We start from the raw sequence: 16470 nt of genomic DNA on the forward strand, positions 1-16470 counted from the left end.
GAAATCACATGGTAACTTGTAATGAAACAAGAGTCATTAGAACAAATTTAGTTCTTCCCAATGATGTAAATAGTCATAACACTTTGTTTGGTGGAAAATTAATGAATGACTTAGATATTATCGGAAGTATATCAGCAATGAAATTCTGCCGATCTTCAATCGTAACTGCTTCAACCGATTCAGTTGACTTTCTTCACCCGATCACGATGAAAGATTCGGTTGCATTCGAAAGTTATGTAACTTGGACTGGTACCTCATCGTTTGAAGTATTCGTTAAAGTAACTGCAGAAAACTTAAAAACGGGTGAAGAGAAAATCGCAGCAACTGCCTTTTTAACTTTTGTTGCCTTGGATCAAGATGGAAATTTAGTTAAAGTTCCACAAATCGTTCCCGAAACTGAGGAAGAAAAATTCCTATATCAAGGCGGAGAAGAACGCGCTAAAATCCGTAAAAATAGAAGACTTAAAAGCAAGGAATTAGCAGACTTTTTTTATAAAAAATAGGCTCTTTATAAGTAAATTATTGACCTTTTGAACAAAAGAAAAAGACCACATAATGTGGTCTTTGCTTTCTCTACGAACCCAAACCCTCTTGCTCTTGGTATTAAAACCTTTGTTTGACTTGCCTATCGGCTAGGGAGCTCCTCAAAATTGGATAGGCCATTAATTTGTGAAATGTAAGTTAATAATTGAATCTACAGTTTCTAAAATTGAAATAATAGCTGTTTTTTTTTGTTTATTCACTAGCAATAAAACATCGTACTTATTATTTAATTCATTAAGTTGTAGACTTAATGGTGTAACAAATTCTTGTAAGATTGTTTCGTTACGATATTGTATAAATGCTTTCTCAGCTGTTGAATATCTTGTCCTAACTTTTTCTATTTCTTTTGTTAAATCCACTAACTCTTTATCTAGTCTTTTAATTTCTGCGTTTAATTCTTTCTTCCATTTAAGTAATCCATGTACATTCGTATTACTCAATGTGTATTCCTCCCTAATTTCGAATACTACATCGTACTCCATGGGAGACTTGTTTGTTCCTGATCATATCTAACAAACAATTGAAGATATGAAGTTCGTGCCGCCGACTTCCTTCAGATTCCATTTCACCACGACACACTTGTTTTTAGCTAAACATTACTACTGCCTTCATGGTACGGGACTTGCACCCTATAGAGTATGCACATGCTAGGCGCACATATAAAAAGTCCCATATTGCGACTCATGATCTTGATAAACTAACACAATCAGTTATGTCGGCCGTTCCAAGTAGATTCCTATATTTTTTTATAACACCTTGATAGGTGTCCTACACAGCTTGTACCACAGTGCATAAAATAAACAAGTATATTAAAAGGAAGTGATTGAATGAAGGCAATAACGACGGGTGCATTTTTGGTTCCATTGACTAACCAAAGTGGCAGCCCCAACAACACGTTGTTTATTCTTTGGAAAAATCCAACCAATAAACCACTCACCACGTATTTACTCGGGGAAAGAACCGAATTCCCTGTTACTACTACGGGAGTTCAAAAAGAGATTGAACCCCCTCATTTATTTAAAGTCATCGTTCCTGCACATAGCTTTAAGCCCTTTAACGCTGGAAACCCTGCTGGATTTTTTATTCGATTTTCATTTTTTGGAAATATCGGTCGAGATGAGGTTAAAAACCGACTCAGTGTGGAGGTAATCGCTGGTACATCAGCCCCTGGCGGTGTAACATTATCAGTTGCTGATCCTACAGTTTTTTTCAGACACGCAGACATGCTAGAAGTGGACATCAAACCACCGAATAACCCAATCCCAATTCCAGATGCCCCCCTAATAAATATGTTCCAAGAATGATGAACACGGTGATCGTTCCAACAGCGTTCTTTTGGCATGAAGACTTTGTGGATGAGATATTGATCCGAAAAGTGCCACCTTGCCGCAACCAAGGACAGTATCTATCATGTAGAACAATCTTTTACCGTCAAAATTACGAATTAATGACAGGCGAGTAATGAGAATTAGTGATTGCTTATCTAGTAAATGTGCTAGGATGTAAATTGCATTTTAGGATCAGATTTTGCTAATTCTGCTATCCTTAGTAGTTTTGTTTCCATTTATTATAGGGCAATAAAAATGGCATGCGAACTGACATCAGTATTGGCACGCCAATTCATTTAAGCAATATTACCATATTATTTTTAAGTTTTTATTAAAAAATTTTCAAAGTCTAATTCAACTAAACTGCCATTTAGTAATTTATTTAATTTTATTCTTTTATTAATAAATTTAAGGTTATCTATTATTAACTTCATACGCTGTTCTAATTCCTGCTTCAATCGCACCTTGCATCCAACCAGGAGTAGTAGATGAATGTGATCCTGCGAAATGAATTCTACCTTCCGGTGTACTTATATATTGACCTAATTCTTTTACTTGGTCAGGTTTAAACATAACAAAAGCTCCCCCATAATAAGGAAATTCTGACCAATTATGTGAATACCCTATTAGAAACTCCGAAAATACTTGATTACCAAATATAAATGAAAGATCATTCAAAGCAATTTTTATACGCTCTTCTTGTGTCATATTATCCCAGATGCTTGAATCGTCTTCCCATGTGTAACTAGCCAACATAATTCCTGTACTGTGCATTGCACCAGCACCATGACTAGGAAAGTATGCAAACTTGATTGGGAGATCAGTAGTTAATTTACCACCATATATCCCATATTTTTCCCAAAATCTCGTTTTAAATTGTAGACCTATTTTGGTTGAATTAGCATAATGTATCTTTCTAATGACTTTTCTCTTTTCATATGCTACGGATTCAAAGGGAAGTAAATCTACAAAATTCAGCAATGTATATGGAATTGTAGAAATAACATAATCGCTAGTCAGTTGATGCTCGGTATTTAGTATTTGATTTTCCGTATATATTGTTACGTTTGCTTCTTGTTGTATGATTTTTTTAACTCTTTGATTCGAAATAATATCGTCTTTAAGTTGTGGTAAAAATCCATTAATAAGATGATCTGTTCCCCCTGTAATTTCATAAAATTTAAGTTCCTTTGTTAAGAGTACCAAAACTTCTCTTAATATAGCAGTAAATGCAAGTTCGCTAAATCCTTCTAATCCAACCATCGTTTCAATCATATCGATTGCTTCTGGTGATAAGGATACACTAACAGGGTTGTATTTTAAAAAGTTAGCCATTGAATAATGATCATACAAATTTATAACGATTTCCCAATTTTTTTCAGGATCTTGATTAATAAAATCAATTACAGGTCCAATTGCTAATAATAGTAATTCAGTTGCAGTTTTCCCTTGTTCACTTGGGTAAACTTTAAAGTTTAGTTGATCTGGATTTGCTTTATAACTGGTTTCATTTGTTAATACATTATTAATGAACATTAAATCATTTGGTGTACTATTTATAAATTCATTCACTTGAAGATTGAATTTTTTTATATACTCCAAAACTAGGTGATGATTTGAAGGTATGCGCATTGCACCAAGATCTATATATTGATTATTAATAAAAGGTTCCCTTTTTGTATATATTCTTCCTCCAATTCTGTTATTTGCTTCAATTATAGTAATCCGGTGTCCAGCTTCCTTTAAAAGTGAAGCAGCGACTAATCCGGATATACCTGCACCTATAATGGTTACATCCTTTGGTGAATTTGTTTTTTGTAACCCATTATGAATAATGTAGATCATTTGCTCCATAGAAAGCAGTAATTTTTGAATCATAGAAATCACCTCAACTTGCAATATATAAATATCCATATCATGATATTCGTTTACAAATTGAAGTAGAATTTAAAAATTTATTCTTTTGATTAGTAACTATCCTGACAGTTGCATAATAAAAAATAGACTGAGGTAGCAGTCCGTCGAAAATGAACTAACGCACCCGTTAGTTTAAGAAGATTTTTTTTCTTCTTTCTTCCGTTTCCTCCTGTAGAAAAAACGCCATATATAAAAGATAGCCAAAAACGCCCAAAAAAGAATCCACTGATAATAATTTCGTTCACTATAATATATAATGATGATTCCTATAATAAACGTTGGTACAGCCAAATAAACCCACATTCTGTCTTCCTTGTTTTTAAACATATGCTTCCACCCCTCGTTTATAACTTTCTTAAACTAACCTGCCATTTAGGACAATAAAAAAATCGACCATTTAGCCGACTTTTTATACAACATACGCATGAGTTAGTTGCATAAGGTAATATTTTGGGTACTACTTTTTTTATTATTCAATTCAAATGCCTCTTCAGATTCATTCCATTTTACGTTTACTTGTATGACTTCATCCTTGTCTACTTTTGCTCCACCTTCGGAACCCCCTCTGGAAGTAAATACACGTTCTTTAGGAGGTTCAGTGAATTTCTCTATTGATTTCCCATCAGAGCTATTTGTCTTGAAGGAATACTCTAGGTTTTTCATAGATGACAACTCTTTTAAAGAACCCTTATACTTTAATACGAGTTCATAATGATCTTTATTAGAATAAGATGCTTTACCCTTATCATTTTTCCACTTTTCTGTTCCTTTATAAATATATTCAGCTTTCCAATGTTCGCTTTCTCCGATAAATTTATAATTATAATTAGTAGTCTTATTGTCAGTAACCTTATTATCTGTTTTTTCTGTACATGCTGTTAAAGCCAGTATTGTAAATAATAATAGCGTGAGTATTTTTTTCATTTTATTTCCTCCCTTTTTTAATTTGAATTTACCATATAATCCCATTTTACTTATAGATTTTATTCGATATTAATTGTTAAAAACCTTGTTTATACGAATAGGTAAGGGTTTGAAGTTATCGCTCCCTTTTCCCCTCGTCCACACCAGTACGTGCGACTTTCATCGCATACGGCGTTCCAACTAATCCAATTTATTCTTTTCTATGTATTAAGCAGACGAGTGCTTTTCTTCCAATTTAAATTATTTGATTTTGACATCTAATCCGTAAAGTATTTACTTTTTCCTTCTGTATACGAGTAAGTTTTAAGGAGTTTAAAAGAGTTTCTATTTTAACTTTATCCTTTAGATGAATCAGTTTATGTATAGATTTATCTACAATAATAAGATTTGAATAGCTATCATCTTTTGAAAGATGATAAGGGTTAATGTGATGGCATTGCCATTCATTTATCCCTAAATCCACTCCTAATATGGCACATTTTCCATATTGGGCAATAAATTTACTGATTCGATTGTCATTATATTCAATTGATCGATTTGGAATGTAGTTTCTCATGATGTAAGAAAGAATATTTTTATCGATAGCTTTTAAGCTATTATGTATTTTTGCTCTTCCTTCGGCAGTATAGTTACACGTGGTTTGTGAAAAACAACGTGGTAATTTCCACCGTTGGGCATGGATAGGGACAAAAACCATTTCCTGTATCTTAAATAACTTACTTTCATAACCTTTGTACCTTTTCTGTAAGGTTTTAGTCATTTCATGAAAACTTGCCTCTGTTCTAATATTCTTTAGTTGATTATATAACGTTTTGCGTAGATGATAGTTTAACTTATTTAGATTAATAGTAATTTGAGAGGCAACAGAATAATAGTTTTGGATTCCCATTACCACTGTATTAAAATTCCAGACAGTCTGAGTGCCAGGTTTTTTCTTAACCAATTTTATAGCTTCCTTTATCTTTTGGAAGGCGTTGGCTTTTGCCTTCTTCGACATATCGGACCTTGCTACATACGTTTTTCCTTTTCTCATGGCTTTTACTGAAAAGCCAAGAAACTCGGAAGAGTTCTTCTTTAAGTTGATAATTTTAGATTTCTCTTCACTAGTTTCTAGATGTAGTCTGGTTTTAAGAAAGTCTTTCAATGCGTAATTCATTTTTATTGCCTGTGACCTTGTCCTGCACATTATCTTGAAGTCGTCCGCATAGCGGACGATGAAGCACTCCTTCAAAGCTGTTCTCTTTAAGGATTTATACTTGCTGCCATTGCTTAAATAAGTATGTTTACTTTCAAACGTTTCCCATTGGTCACTTATCCACCAATCCAACTCATTTAATACAATGTTAGAAAGTAGAGGAGATAATATTCCTCCTTGTGGGGTACCTCTTGTAGGAATACCTACACCTTCAATCTCTGCTTTTAACAGTTTAGATATAATAGAAAGAAGTGGTTTATCCCTTATACCTAGCGACCACATTTGTTTTAGTAATTTACTATGATTAACGTTATCAAAGAATCCTTTTATATCTACATCTATACAATGGTAGAGTCCCACTCGATTTATAAGAAACTCAAATCTAGCTTTGGCATGATGTGTGCTACGATTCGGTCTGAATCCATAACTATGTTTGTGGAATTTTGCTTCACATATTGGCTCTAAAATTTGAAGGATACATTGTTGAAAGATTCTATCCCAAATTGTTGGAATCCCCAAAGGTCTGGTTTTTCCTTTTCCTTTCGGAATAAAAACACGCCTTACTCTTTGCGGCTTGTAACACATGAACATTGTTTGAACCCTATTTACTACCTCTTTAATTGACAGATGTAAAATATCGTCAATCGTTAATTTATCTGTTCCCGCAGTTTTGCTACCTGTATTTCTTTTAATGTTTCGGTAGGCAAGTCGAATATTATCTTCAGAACACATTAGTGCTGTTAAATCATAGAAGTGATGACCACTGACACTTTGGGCATAAAGTATGTCAAAACAAGTTTGCATACTGTAATATTCACTGTGTCTCAGTTTCTCCCGTTTCAATAAGTCGGTTGCTCCTTTCGAAGTTAAACCTCTTTTAGTCTCACAAGAACCTTATTAACCGATAAAGAACTGCCTTACATGGTTGAATAAATCTTCATTAGTCTAGTGGCTATCCCTCCATGAGGATTAAACATTTCAATGGTACTGTGCCACCACTTTCACTGATATAAAAACAAGTTATACAGTAACTAATGTCATTAATGTTTTCCTTGTCAACGTTTCATAGGGAGTAAGCCCTTCACGTTATCAGCTTACAATGTTGAATTATATCTATTATAGAATGAACTTAGATGCTTCCTGTAAGCCTGTTAGCGTTCATACGCCTGTAACGTATTATGGATTTTCATATTAGTTAGTTTTACTCATCCACATCTAACCTCACAATTTGGTGATATACACATTTCTATGTATCGCAGATATAGACCCGTACATTCAGAAGTTCGTCAGCTTAACCTTTTGTGATAGGTTTATTCGCATTCTCACCATATTCATTCAACTCAAGCGCCATGAATTACACCACTCCATCGAGTAGGCTTTCGTCAGCCGAACTGGTACGGTAATTTCTCACGCCTTTTCACCGAGCTTATAACACGATCATTCTTACTTAATCCAGTGCTATTCGACTAAGAGAGAACCCTTCAAGGCGTTACCCAATCATTTGATTCTTCGATATAATCCTTCAATTCCGAAAGGAACTGTCTAGCCTTTACTAGAGTAATGTGACCATTCTCCATTTAAGCTAGAAACATTTCGCACAACTAATCTGCCATTTTGTTGAATAAAAAACATTATTTTTTAACATAGCCAAAAAATAAAAAATGGAACGACTAATGTCGTTCCGATTTTAGTTTGTTAAACAGTCATCTTCCAACTAGATAAAGCTAACCAATTTTCTCTTTCCTTATATTCTGGAATAATTTTACCGACAAGTCGCCAAAAGGACCTGTCGTGATTCATATGAACCATATGGCACATTTCATGAACAACTACATAGTCAATCACCTTCTGAGGTGCCATTGCTAGTTTCCAATTAAATGTTAATTGCCTTTTTGAATCACAAGTCCCCCAGTTTGTTTTACTATCGGTAATACGAATTGATGATGGCTTTACTTTAAAATTACTTTGATACGTCTGAATACTCTTTTCAACTATTGCTTTAATTTGTTGATAATAAAACCTTTTAAGTGCTTGTTTTATTCGTTCATCCTCTAGTTGTTTTACAATAATATTTAACTTATTTCCTTCAAAAACTACCTGATCTTGTTGAATACTCTCATCGTGTGAAATTTGTATTGGATATGAATTTCCTAAATAAAGAAATGTCTCACCGAATTCATAAGTCCGTTCTTTTGGACCACGAAGTCGCTCCTTCATTTCATTTGATTTTTGAAGAATCAACTCCCAATTAGCCTCTAAAACTTCAATGACACTTTTATCAGGTGTATCTTTAGGAGCCTGAACCTCAACGTTTCCATAAGCATCTATATAAATACCGATTGATTTCCGCTTTTTATACTTTATATTAAAACTGATTGTTTCGTTTAAAAATGTATGTATCATTTATTTATCACCTATCGTTAACCTTTTAATCCTGAATCTTTACAATTATATAATATACTACAGTAGAAGATTTAATTTTTAAATAGTAAAAACAACACTCTAATAAACGAGTGTTGCGTTAAAATTTTTATTCTATTATAACTGGCAGTTCTTTATACCCATACACAAATGTACTAGGTATGATTCTAAGCTCTTTTGTTTTATCCAACTTCATATTTGGTAATGCCTTTAACATCTCAGTAATACATATATTCGCTTCCAACCTTGCAAGCTGTGAACCTAAACAAAAGTGTACTCCCGATCCAAATGCTAGATGATTATTTGGAGAGCGATTAATGTCAAAATCCTCAGGTTCGTTAAATACAGTTTCGTCTCTATTTGCTGAGCCTATCCATGCCATGATTTCTTGGCCTTTTTTTAGGTTTATCCCATTCAAATATATATCTTCCGTTACAAAGCGATTCATGCTATGAACAGGAGAGCGAAAACGTAGTGATTCTTCTATAGCTGCTGATATTAATGATTTATCTTTATATAATTGATCAAGTACATTAGGTCGCTCGAACAATGTAAGCATTGTATTCCCAATAAGATTTGTAGTAGTTTCATTACCTGCAACAAGTAACAGGAAACAGAAGTTTAATAGCTCTTCAACAGATAATTTCTCACCATCTACATTTGCAGCAATTAATGTAGATACTAAATCATTTTTAGGATCATTTTGCCTTTTTTCAACGATTTGATAAAAATATGCCTGCAAGTCATATAATGCTTTCCCTTGCTTTTCCATTAAATCATTCATCTCATCAGGAGAGAGGGATTGAGTACTTGAGACTACAATATTAGACCATTCTTTAAACTTTTCACGATCTTCACTTGGTACGCCAAGCATTTCAGAAATTACAATAACAGGGAGTGGAAAAGCAATATCCGCAATGATATCGATCTCAAGTTTGTCCTTTATTGATGCTATTAATTCTTTTGTAAGTGACTCAATTCTTGGTGCAAGTGCTTGAATTGCTTTTGGAGTAAATGCTTGACTTACAATATTACGATATCTTCGGTGGGTAGGCGGATCTAAGTCTAGTAAAGTCGGAAATAGACCATTTCGATTTGAACTAAATTGCCTAAAGTTTTGTAAGACCATTTGGACATCCTTATAACTAAATACATCCCAACAATTTCTATCCGGATCAAATGAAATAGGAGAGCTTTTTCGCATTTTTTTAAACCAATCGTGAGGGACGTCCGTTTCAACTAACCCTCTTGGTCGAACTAATAGTCCAAAGCTCTTTTTTTGTTCCTCCATCCTTATTCCCCCTTAATATGTAGCCTTATTACCATTCTTTCAGAAAAGAAATGATACATGGTAGCGCTATGTAACTATACAATTTATGCAGTTTATTTTTTTCCTATAACCCATACCCATCTCTATAATTCAATTGTCTAATCTACTTACTCTCTTTAAACTTACAATTGAATACCACCAGTTGAAATTGTTTCAAACCGGGTATGATTTAAAAGATCTAAATTTCGTTCAATATTTTTGGATTCGCGAAAACGAATTGCCCATAAACCAGCCTTCAGCATCCAACTACTTGGCCGTGCGACCATGTTGCCAATCGATTCGACCTCATGATCATGCAATTTAATCAGCCCTTCCCACTCACTTTCATTAGATGCAGCAAGCTTTTTCGCAAAATCCCACGCATAATTTCGAGACTTTTCTAGACTAAAGTTTATGATTGCCTTTGAAGCTTTTGGGTCAACATGATCTAAAAAACCAATCCAAGGTGAAATTCGATCCATGTCATCCCTTACCTCGTCAACCAATGATGCCAAAATTCTATTTATTTTCATAAAGTCATTGTAAAGTGATAAAATATCAGAGCCATGGCATACCTTCGCAGCAGCTACTCCTAGATCCAAATTAATATGTGCGTTAATACCTAACAATAAATGCTGTAGCAAAATAGATTGACGGTTTTCTGCGTGACGAAACGCTAATCGCCAACTGAGACTTAAAGGTTCACCATTTAGATGGCTTTTAAGTGCTTTTAAATAGAAATTTGCAAAGTTCACATCCAAACTTTCCATTCTTGCTCCGTCTTCGAACTGATTATTTAAAATTCCAACTTTCACTTTAATTGTTACCAAGCGATATAAAGAAGCAAAATATCCTAGTTTGCTTTTTGTTTGATTGCTCATTGAAATAATTTCATCTAACTGTTCAATTACATCATCAATTGTATTTGCGTTTCCTATATGATTTGATAGACTATTCATTGCTCACTCTCCTAACTTTTATGACAAGTATGTTGTATTAGATTTGTTAATCAATATGCTATTTGGTTTAAAAAGATACTTTTAATAGTGGGGGATATCTTTTGATATTCAGTATGTCTTTTGAGAATTCCTTTGTATGGCGAACACTTCATGAACTTTGCTTAAATTACAAAAAAGGAGCAACTCATCATGAGTTGCTCTTTTTATTTATTTTTGACCAATATTTTGTAACCAAATATCAATTGCTTTTATAGAGTAATATGGCTTACCCTCAATTTTAATGATAGGCATTGGATTTTTGCTATTTTTATATTGATCTATTAATGATGTTAGTTCACTTTCCGTGAGACCTAAATACATTTGTAAATCTATTTCATTTATTAATTGCGAATTACGCGTTAAATCTTTATTATTCATTTCAATTTGTTGATTTCTTGTAATACTATCCAAAGAATTAGAAATTAATCTTGCACTAATTAAAAAACAAATACTAAAAAAAATAATGGAGATAACTAATAAATTGTTCTTGTATTTCAATAACTTTCTCCTTAATTTATAATTTACCTTATGAGTTTATAAATATTTCTAATGTTTGTTGGCAGATTTGTAGATAAAATTTTTAAAAACCACCAACCCATTAAACCACCTATTGTATTTAGAAGTAAATCACTTGTATCGAATACTCTACTTGGATAACCAGTAACCAATGAAATACATAACTGGGTAATTTCAATTAATAAACTATATAAAAAAACTAGTAAAATTACATTATTAAATAAATAATTAGATTTATATAAACCGATAAAAACACCTAATGGTACAAACATAATTATATTTCCAATAACCTGGATCCATAGTCCTCTTGTTAGAGAAATAAAAATACTACGAAATGGTAAAAGTTCGATATATTGATTTAGTACATAAATATTTAATGGATGTTTATCACCTAAAAAAATATGAAATGGAAAAATCGCTACTTTAACTAGTCCAGCTACGTATAAAAAAAGACCCAAACACACTATATATTCAATAAGCATTTTTTTATTTTTGTGTTTAACAATATTAATAGCTATATAGATGATAAATAGAGCTATTACAATTTTCAGTATTATGAATAGATTAGGATCAATAATTATTTCCATTAGTAATTAATTGTTACATTTCCGCTAAAAAATTCTTTTCCTGAAGAGTGATTTTCTAAGTAAAAATAATGAGGTTCAGAATATTCTACTTTAATAGTACTAGAATCTGAAACATGCGCGTAATCCCAACTTTCACCTACACTTATATATCCATAACCTGTTTGTTGATATAGATGAGTTCCAATTTTATATTTCCCTGAGGCTCTATTATCTTTGTTTGGTGTAGTAGTGAACCTAACGACGTTCCCTTTTTTAAGTTTAACGCAAACCTTACCTAATACTCCATGATACATTTTATATGTTGAGGAATAAGATGCGGCAAATGCTGTAGGGGCCATCATAACAAATAATAAAGCTAAACTAGATAATGTTACTAAGAATTTTTTCTTCATTTTAATTCACTCCTTGGTATGTATTTGACTTTTATTATATTTCAGTTTCTCTATTAATTGGTTTCAATAATGTGAAGGTAAGATGAAATTAAATCATTATTCTAAATTTGTTCACAATTTCTGATGACTACAATTGAAAAAAATCCACAGGGCAATTACCTTGTGGATTTTCTTTATATATAATCAATGAAGCACAATTGTTTCAGCTAGTTCTGATCGCTTTCAGGTAATTTATCAAAACCCTTAAGCAATCCTTGAATATTTTTCTCATAAATAGAACCAATCTTTACAGTAGGTGGTTCAGGACGCGTACGTGCATAAATGCTTTCGTAAATATCTTCTATTTCTTCCCCTGTTAAGTCGCCTCTTTTTAGTAGCTCTTGTGCGATTGAGTGTACAAAATCGGCGTGTTCAGTAACAAGTTTTTTTACTTGGCTCATTTGGTCCTTTAGAAGAAGGTTAATTTTTGGTCGTAGTGCTCTAAGTCCTTCTGCTTGTGAGCCTAATGCATTCCAGCTGAATAACTCATCGCCCATTCCGACTAAACCTAAATATGCACCACCAAGTAGGGTTGCTTGTTGTAGATCAGATGTGACACCGTTTAATTTCTTGTGGAGAAACTCTTCTTCTACTGCTCTTGCTGCCAAACAAACTTGGATTGCTGCAAGTATTTCGCTGTCGCTTCGATTATATCTTTCTGTTGTTGGCTTAGTCGCAGCCAGACCAAGTGCGTCACCCCTACGAATAATGGTTACCTTCCATACTCGATCATGTGGCTTTAACAAATATTGAGCTACTGCGTGACCTGCTTCATGATACGCTACATTTCTCTTCTCATCTTCACTCATGGATCTAAGTGGCTGCTTAAGTCCCCACTCATACGTTTCCATTGCATCTCGGAAGTCAGTGTAATTTGCAACATCAGCACCTCGCTGATGAGCAATTACGACAGATTCATTCACTATATGTTTAATTTGTGCTGGACTATATCCAATCGTATCAAGTGCAGCTCGCTCTGGTGTTAAAGATGAATCGATTTTTACCTTTTTTAGATAATATTGAAAAACATCAATACGTCCATCATAATCAGGTGAATCTACCCAAAGTTTTCGGTCAAAACGCCCTGGTCGTAGTAATGCTTGATCAAGTACATCAGGTAAATTTGTTGCTGCAATCGTCAGAACTGCGGGGCGCTCTGCTTTCTTTTTACGTAACCCGAGTGAGCGAAGAAATTTTGCTATTTTTGAGCTATCAATGTTTGGAGGATCCATTTGCAGTAATAGCTCATTCAATAATCCAGAACCCATTCCCATACCGAACAATCCACCACCACCGGCTCCTCCTCCTTGACGAGACATACCAATTGCGTCGACTTCATCGATAAAAATGATACACGCTCCGTAAATATTAGCTAACTTTCTAGCCTTTTTGTATATTCCCATTACTTTCAAATTCCCTACACCAAAGAACATGTTTTGAAAACTTGGAGCCGAGGCATAAGCAAAAGGTACTTGGGCCTCATTCGCAATAACCTGTGCAAGATAAGATTTCCCTGTACCAGGAGGACCACAAAGCAGCAATCCACGAATTGCCTCTCCTCCCATCTCTTTAAACGTTTTAACACCTTTTAATAGTGTTACGATTCGTTTTGCATTTTCAACAATCTCAGGGTTTCCACGATAATCATCCCACGTCGATCCAGTCTCACCAGGTAAAATCCAATAAGTACGACCTCTGGCTAGAAACCAGAAAATTGCTACAAATTGGATAATCGCCATGAAAATCATAACAGCGAACTGAAATAAAAGACTAACAATCGATATTGCTACACTCCAGTATGTTGGCCCCCCTTTAGTAAGCACAACACCAATCAAAACAATAACAGCTAACCAAATTAATACTCTTCGCCATTTAACCCATTGATATTTTGTCATAAACATTACTTCCTTCTAGGGAATTTTTTGAATATTCTATGAAAAAAATAGCCCATTGGTGCCTAGAAATATATGTATGCAAAAACTAAATAAATTTGTGTATTTAAATAAAATAAAAAAACTCTCTATCATAGCCATTTAAGTTTGTTTAAAAAGTCCAAAAAATTTGATTTCAAACTAAAAAGCCCCCATTAAATGAGGGCTTCAATATTTATTGAAATTTACTAAATATGTCTTTCAAATACTTAATAACGATTGCGATTCCAGCAATGAAATAAAATGTTATTAAAATCCATCCTGTAGGATCAAGTCCAAACATTGTTATTAAAAACTTCAGTGGAAAAATGAAGTATAGAATATCCTTTAAATATCCTAGTATAAAAGATGTATCGAATGAACCTTTCCAGAATGAACGAATAAATGCTATTACAAAATCAAGAATCATTAATCCAGTAACTGCCCAAATAGTATATAGCATCCAATCCGCAAGTCCGAAGCCTAAATCCATAATTATCACCACCTTACATCATACTATTCAAAGAAAATAGGCTGGTGATATGAATTCACTTAATTTTCAGATAATATTTTTTAAACCTTTTAAAGACCATTGTTCTGTTCTTTATCCATGTGTTTATCATATTAATTTAATAAGAGATTAATTGCTTAAATGAGTCTTTAGTTCCCACTTCATATTTACTAAAAATACTCTTTTACTAAAATTTATTATATGGAAAAGACAGACCATTACACTCTTCAAATTTCTTAAGCAATCGTTGTTTTCAGCTACACAATAGCCCAACTAAACATACCCAAGTTCCCCCATCTGTACTTGAACATAAAATATTAGTAAAAAAATATAGAAGGGGAGAAATAGTAGTGGGATTATTTATCAATAAGAATGAACACCCTGATGTCTTTAAAAATAGTGAAACAATACAAACACCGAATCAAGGACTTGTTCGTCATAATTACTTAGCTGAACTAATGGAAGAACAACAAAAAAATAACATGAGCCTGGAAAAATCACTCTCTGAATTAAGGCCACGATATGAGCAATTAGAAGAATTGCAAACAAATCAGTGGAATCATGTTAAAAATCAAATAAATAGTCTCATCGGTAGTAACCGTGAACGTGAGCAATTTGAAAAAATCATGATTCAGCGGTTAAATACATCAGACGCAAATGAAAGTCTGGAAAAACAATCATTAATTACCCAAATGATTAGTTTAAATGAAGCTTATACAGAATTGGCAAAACGCTTGGAAAAAAGTGAAACTGATAACCAAGCTCTCTCATTACAACTAGATAAGCTAATTGAAAAACAAAATGAAGTAGCTCATGGATTATTACAGCAAGAAGAATTTCAACATGGGGTTTTAGATCGTCTTGATACTCAAGAAGCAATGATGGATAGAATCTCTCACCAGCTCAACAATTTACGCTCGATTATTTTTGAACGAGCAAGCTATATCACGACAAAACTAGAAGACAGCTATAAACTAACAACAGACTATATTTATAAACTTATAAATGGATCCGATAAGCCAAAATCCTATACTACTACAGTGAGCAATAAAAAAGAGGAAAAACAAAAACAAGCAGACTAAAAATATGGTAAATTCTCAATTTAAAGTGTTCGAAAACTTTTTTAGTTTAATTAGATCGAATATAAAAAAAGCTTCTCGTAGTCTTTATCGAAAAGCTTTTTTTATGTTCACTTAAAAGTAGACTAATGCGATTTTTTCTTTCTCTTCTAAGTTTTCAATCATTTCACACCAAGACTCTGGTTTATTTGATAACACTGTATAATAACGCTTTAGAAACTTTACAATCAAGTCTGATTGAAGCTCATTCATCTCCCCATCCATTGGAAGGAAACAAAGATCTAGACCTGTTACCGCTTCACCGTCATTGTTCCATGATGGATGAATATATTCAAAATCCAGACGCTTATAACCTAGGTGAGCTAATACTTCCCTGCGAACATATGGATTCATAGGTTTAACGCCACCAAACTCATGGTGTTCTACTTGATATGGATCGTAAATTTCAGCAAACATACCTGATAACGTTATATTATTTTCAGTTGCTAATGTCTGTAAATCTACTAATCTATTTTGTGCCAAATATGGGCCGATTCCCAAACCAGCTTGGCCAATTATTGTAAAGTCTGTCATGGCAACATTAAAATCTTCATAATAGCGGTATTCTGTAGCTCCTACTACTCTATCTTCATGGACAGCAACAAAAACGCGAATTCCCGGATCCTCCAAAGGCTCTTTCCAAAGATCAAATTCTAATACTTCTTCTGGAGGAAATACATCTTGCATTAATTGATGCATTTGTTTAAATAATGGGTCATTGATATTTGTTATTCTTTTATATTCCATTTTCTTTCTCTCCCT

16 protein-coding genes are annotated in these 16470 nt (G+C 33.4%); 3 read left to right on the forward strand and 13 right to left on the reverse strand.

Annotated elements, in window-relative coordinates; genetic code table 11:
- The first annotated feature begins 8 nt into the window (after window positions 1-8).
- Window positions 9-503, forward strand: a complete 495-nt coding sequence (locus ACFVRR_RS22035) for an acyl-CoA thioesterase (RefSeq protein ID WP_056468078.1) — start codon at window positions 9-11, stop codon at window positions 501-503.
- Window positions 504-662: 159 nt separating this feature from the next.
- Here ACFVRR_RS22035 and ACFVRR_RS22040 read toward each other — a convergent pair whose 3' ends face one another.
- Window positions 663-983, reverse strand: a complete 321-nt coding sequence (locus ACFVRR_RS22040) for a hypothetical protein (protein WP_387332661.1) — start codon at window positions 981-983, stop codon at window positions 663-665.
- Window positions 984-1397: 414 nt separating this feature from the next.
- On the opposite strand from ACFVRR_RS22040, the gene ACFVRR_RS22045 reads away from it, so the two are divergent.
- Window positions 1398-1847 carry a hypothetical protein gene (locus tag ACFVRR_RS22045; RefSeq protein WP_387332663.1) on the forward strand — a complete coding sequence of 150 codons (450 nt, stop codon included), beginning with the start codon at window positions 1398-1400 and terminating at the stop codon, window positions 1845-1847.
- 438 nt (window positions 1848-2285) lie between these two features.
- Here the strand turns inward: ACFVRR_RS22045 and ACFVRR_RS22050 are convergent, their stop codons facing one another.
- From ACFVRR_RS22050 to ACFVRR_RS22100, 11 genes are all read right to left on the reverse strand, one after another.
- Window positions 2286-3749: a flavin monoamine oxidase family protein gene (locus ACFVRR_RS22050; RefSeq protein WP_387332665.1), complete on the reverse strand. Its 1464-nt coding sequence runs from the start codon at window positions 3747-3749 to the stop codon at window positions 2286-2288.
- Window positions 3750-4217: 468 nt separating this feature from the next.
- Complete coding sequence (locus ACFVRR_RS22055) at window positions 4218-4712, reverse strand: hypothetical protein (protein WP_387332667.1); 495 nt, start codon at window positions 4710-4712, stop codon at window positions 4218-4220.
- A 235-nt stretch (window positions 4713-4947) separates the two neighbouring features.
- Window positions 4948-6750 carry a group II intron reverse transcriptase/maturase gene (gene ltrA / locus ACFVRR_RS22060; protein ID WP_483867350.1) on the reverse strand — a complete coding sequence of 601 codons (1803 nt, stop codon included), beginning with the start codon at window positions 6748-6750 and terminating at the stop codon, window positions 4948-4950.
- An 852-nt stretch (window positions 6751-7602) separates the two neighbouring features.
- The gene (locus ACFVRR_RS22065; RefSeq protein WP_097973062.1) at window positions 7603-8310 is read right to left on the reverse strand and encodes a M48 family metallopeptidase; all 708 of its coding nucleotides are present in this window, start codon (window positions 8308-8310) and stop codon (window positions 7603-7605) included.
- Window positions 8311-8437: 127 nt separating this feature from the next.
- Complete coding sequence (locus ACFVRR_RS22070) at window positions 8438-9619, reverse strand: cytochrome P450 (RefSeq protein ID WP_387332670.1); 1182 nt, start codon at window positions 9617-9619, stop codon at window positions 8438-8440.
- Window positions 9620-9780: 161 nt separating this feature from the next.
- Window positions 9781-10596: a DUF5995 family protein gene (locus tag ACFVRR_RS22075; protein ID WP_387332672.1), complete on the reverse strand. Its 816-nt coding sequence runs from the start codon at window positions 10594-10596 to the stop codon at window positions 9781-9783.
- A gap of 207 nt (window positions 10597-10803) precedes the next feature.
- Complete coding sequence (locus ACFVRR_RS22080; RefSeq protein ID WP_387332674.1) at window positions 10804-11133, reverse strand: hypothetical protein; 330 nt, start codon at window positions 11131-11133, stop codon at window positions 10804-10806.
- Between the two features lie 23 nt (window positions 11134-11156).
- The gene (locus ACFVRR_RS22085) at window positions 11157-11609 is read right to left on the reverse strand and encodes a VanZ family protein (protein WP_387332676.1); all 453 of its coding nucleotides are present in this window, start codon (window positions 11607-11609) and stop codon (window positions 11157-11159) included.
- Window positions 11610-11737: 128 nt separating this feature from the next.
- The gene (locus ACFVRR_RS22090; RefSeq protein ID WP_387332678.1) at window positions 11738-12130 is read right to left on the reverse strand and encodes a hypothetical protein; all 393 of its coding nucleotides are present in this window, start codon (window positions 12128-12130) and stop codon (window positions 11738-11740) included.
- Between the two features lie 206 nt (window positions 12131-12336).
- On the reverse strand, window positions 12337-14064 hold the full coding sequence (locus ACFVRR_RS22095) for an AAA family ATPase (protein WP_387332680.1): 1728 nt from the start codon (window positions 14062-14064) through the stop codon (window positions 12337-12339).
- 211 nt (window positions 14065-14275) lie between these two features.
- Window positions 14276-14572 carry a hypothetical protein gene (locus ACFVRR_RS22100; RefSeq protein WP_069035332.1) on the reverse strand — a complete coding sequence of 99 codons (297 nt, stop codon included), beginning with the start codon at window positions 14570-14572 and terminating at the stop codon, window positions 14276-14278.
- Between the two features lie 368 nt (window positions 14573-14940).
- On the opposite strand from ACFVRR_RS22100, the gene ACFVRR_RS22105 reads away from it, so the two are divergent.
- A complete protein-coding gene (locus ACFVRR_RS22105; RefSeq protein ID WP_387332682.1) occupies window positions 14941-15672 on the forward strand; it encodes a hypothetical protein in 732 nt (243 codons plus the stop codon).
- 111 nt (window positions 15673-15783) lie between these two features.
- On the opposite strand, the gene ACFVRR_RS22110 is transcribed toward ACFVRR_RS22105, so the two are convergent.
- On the reverse strand, window positions 15784-16455 hold the full coding sequence (locus ACFVRR_RS22110; protein ID WP_387332684.1) for a GNAT family N-acetyltransferase: 672 nt from the start codon (window positions 16453-16455) through the stop codon (window positions 15784-15786).
- Window positions 16456-16470 lie beyond the last annotated feature (15 nt).

The sequence above is a fragment of the Gottfriedia sp. NPDC057948 genome (assembly GCF_042887255.1).
Lineage (GTDB): Bacteria > Bacillota > Bacilli > Bacillales > Bacillaceae_G > Gottfriedia.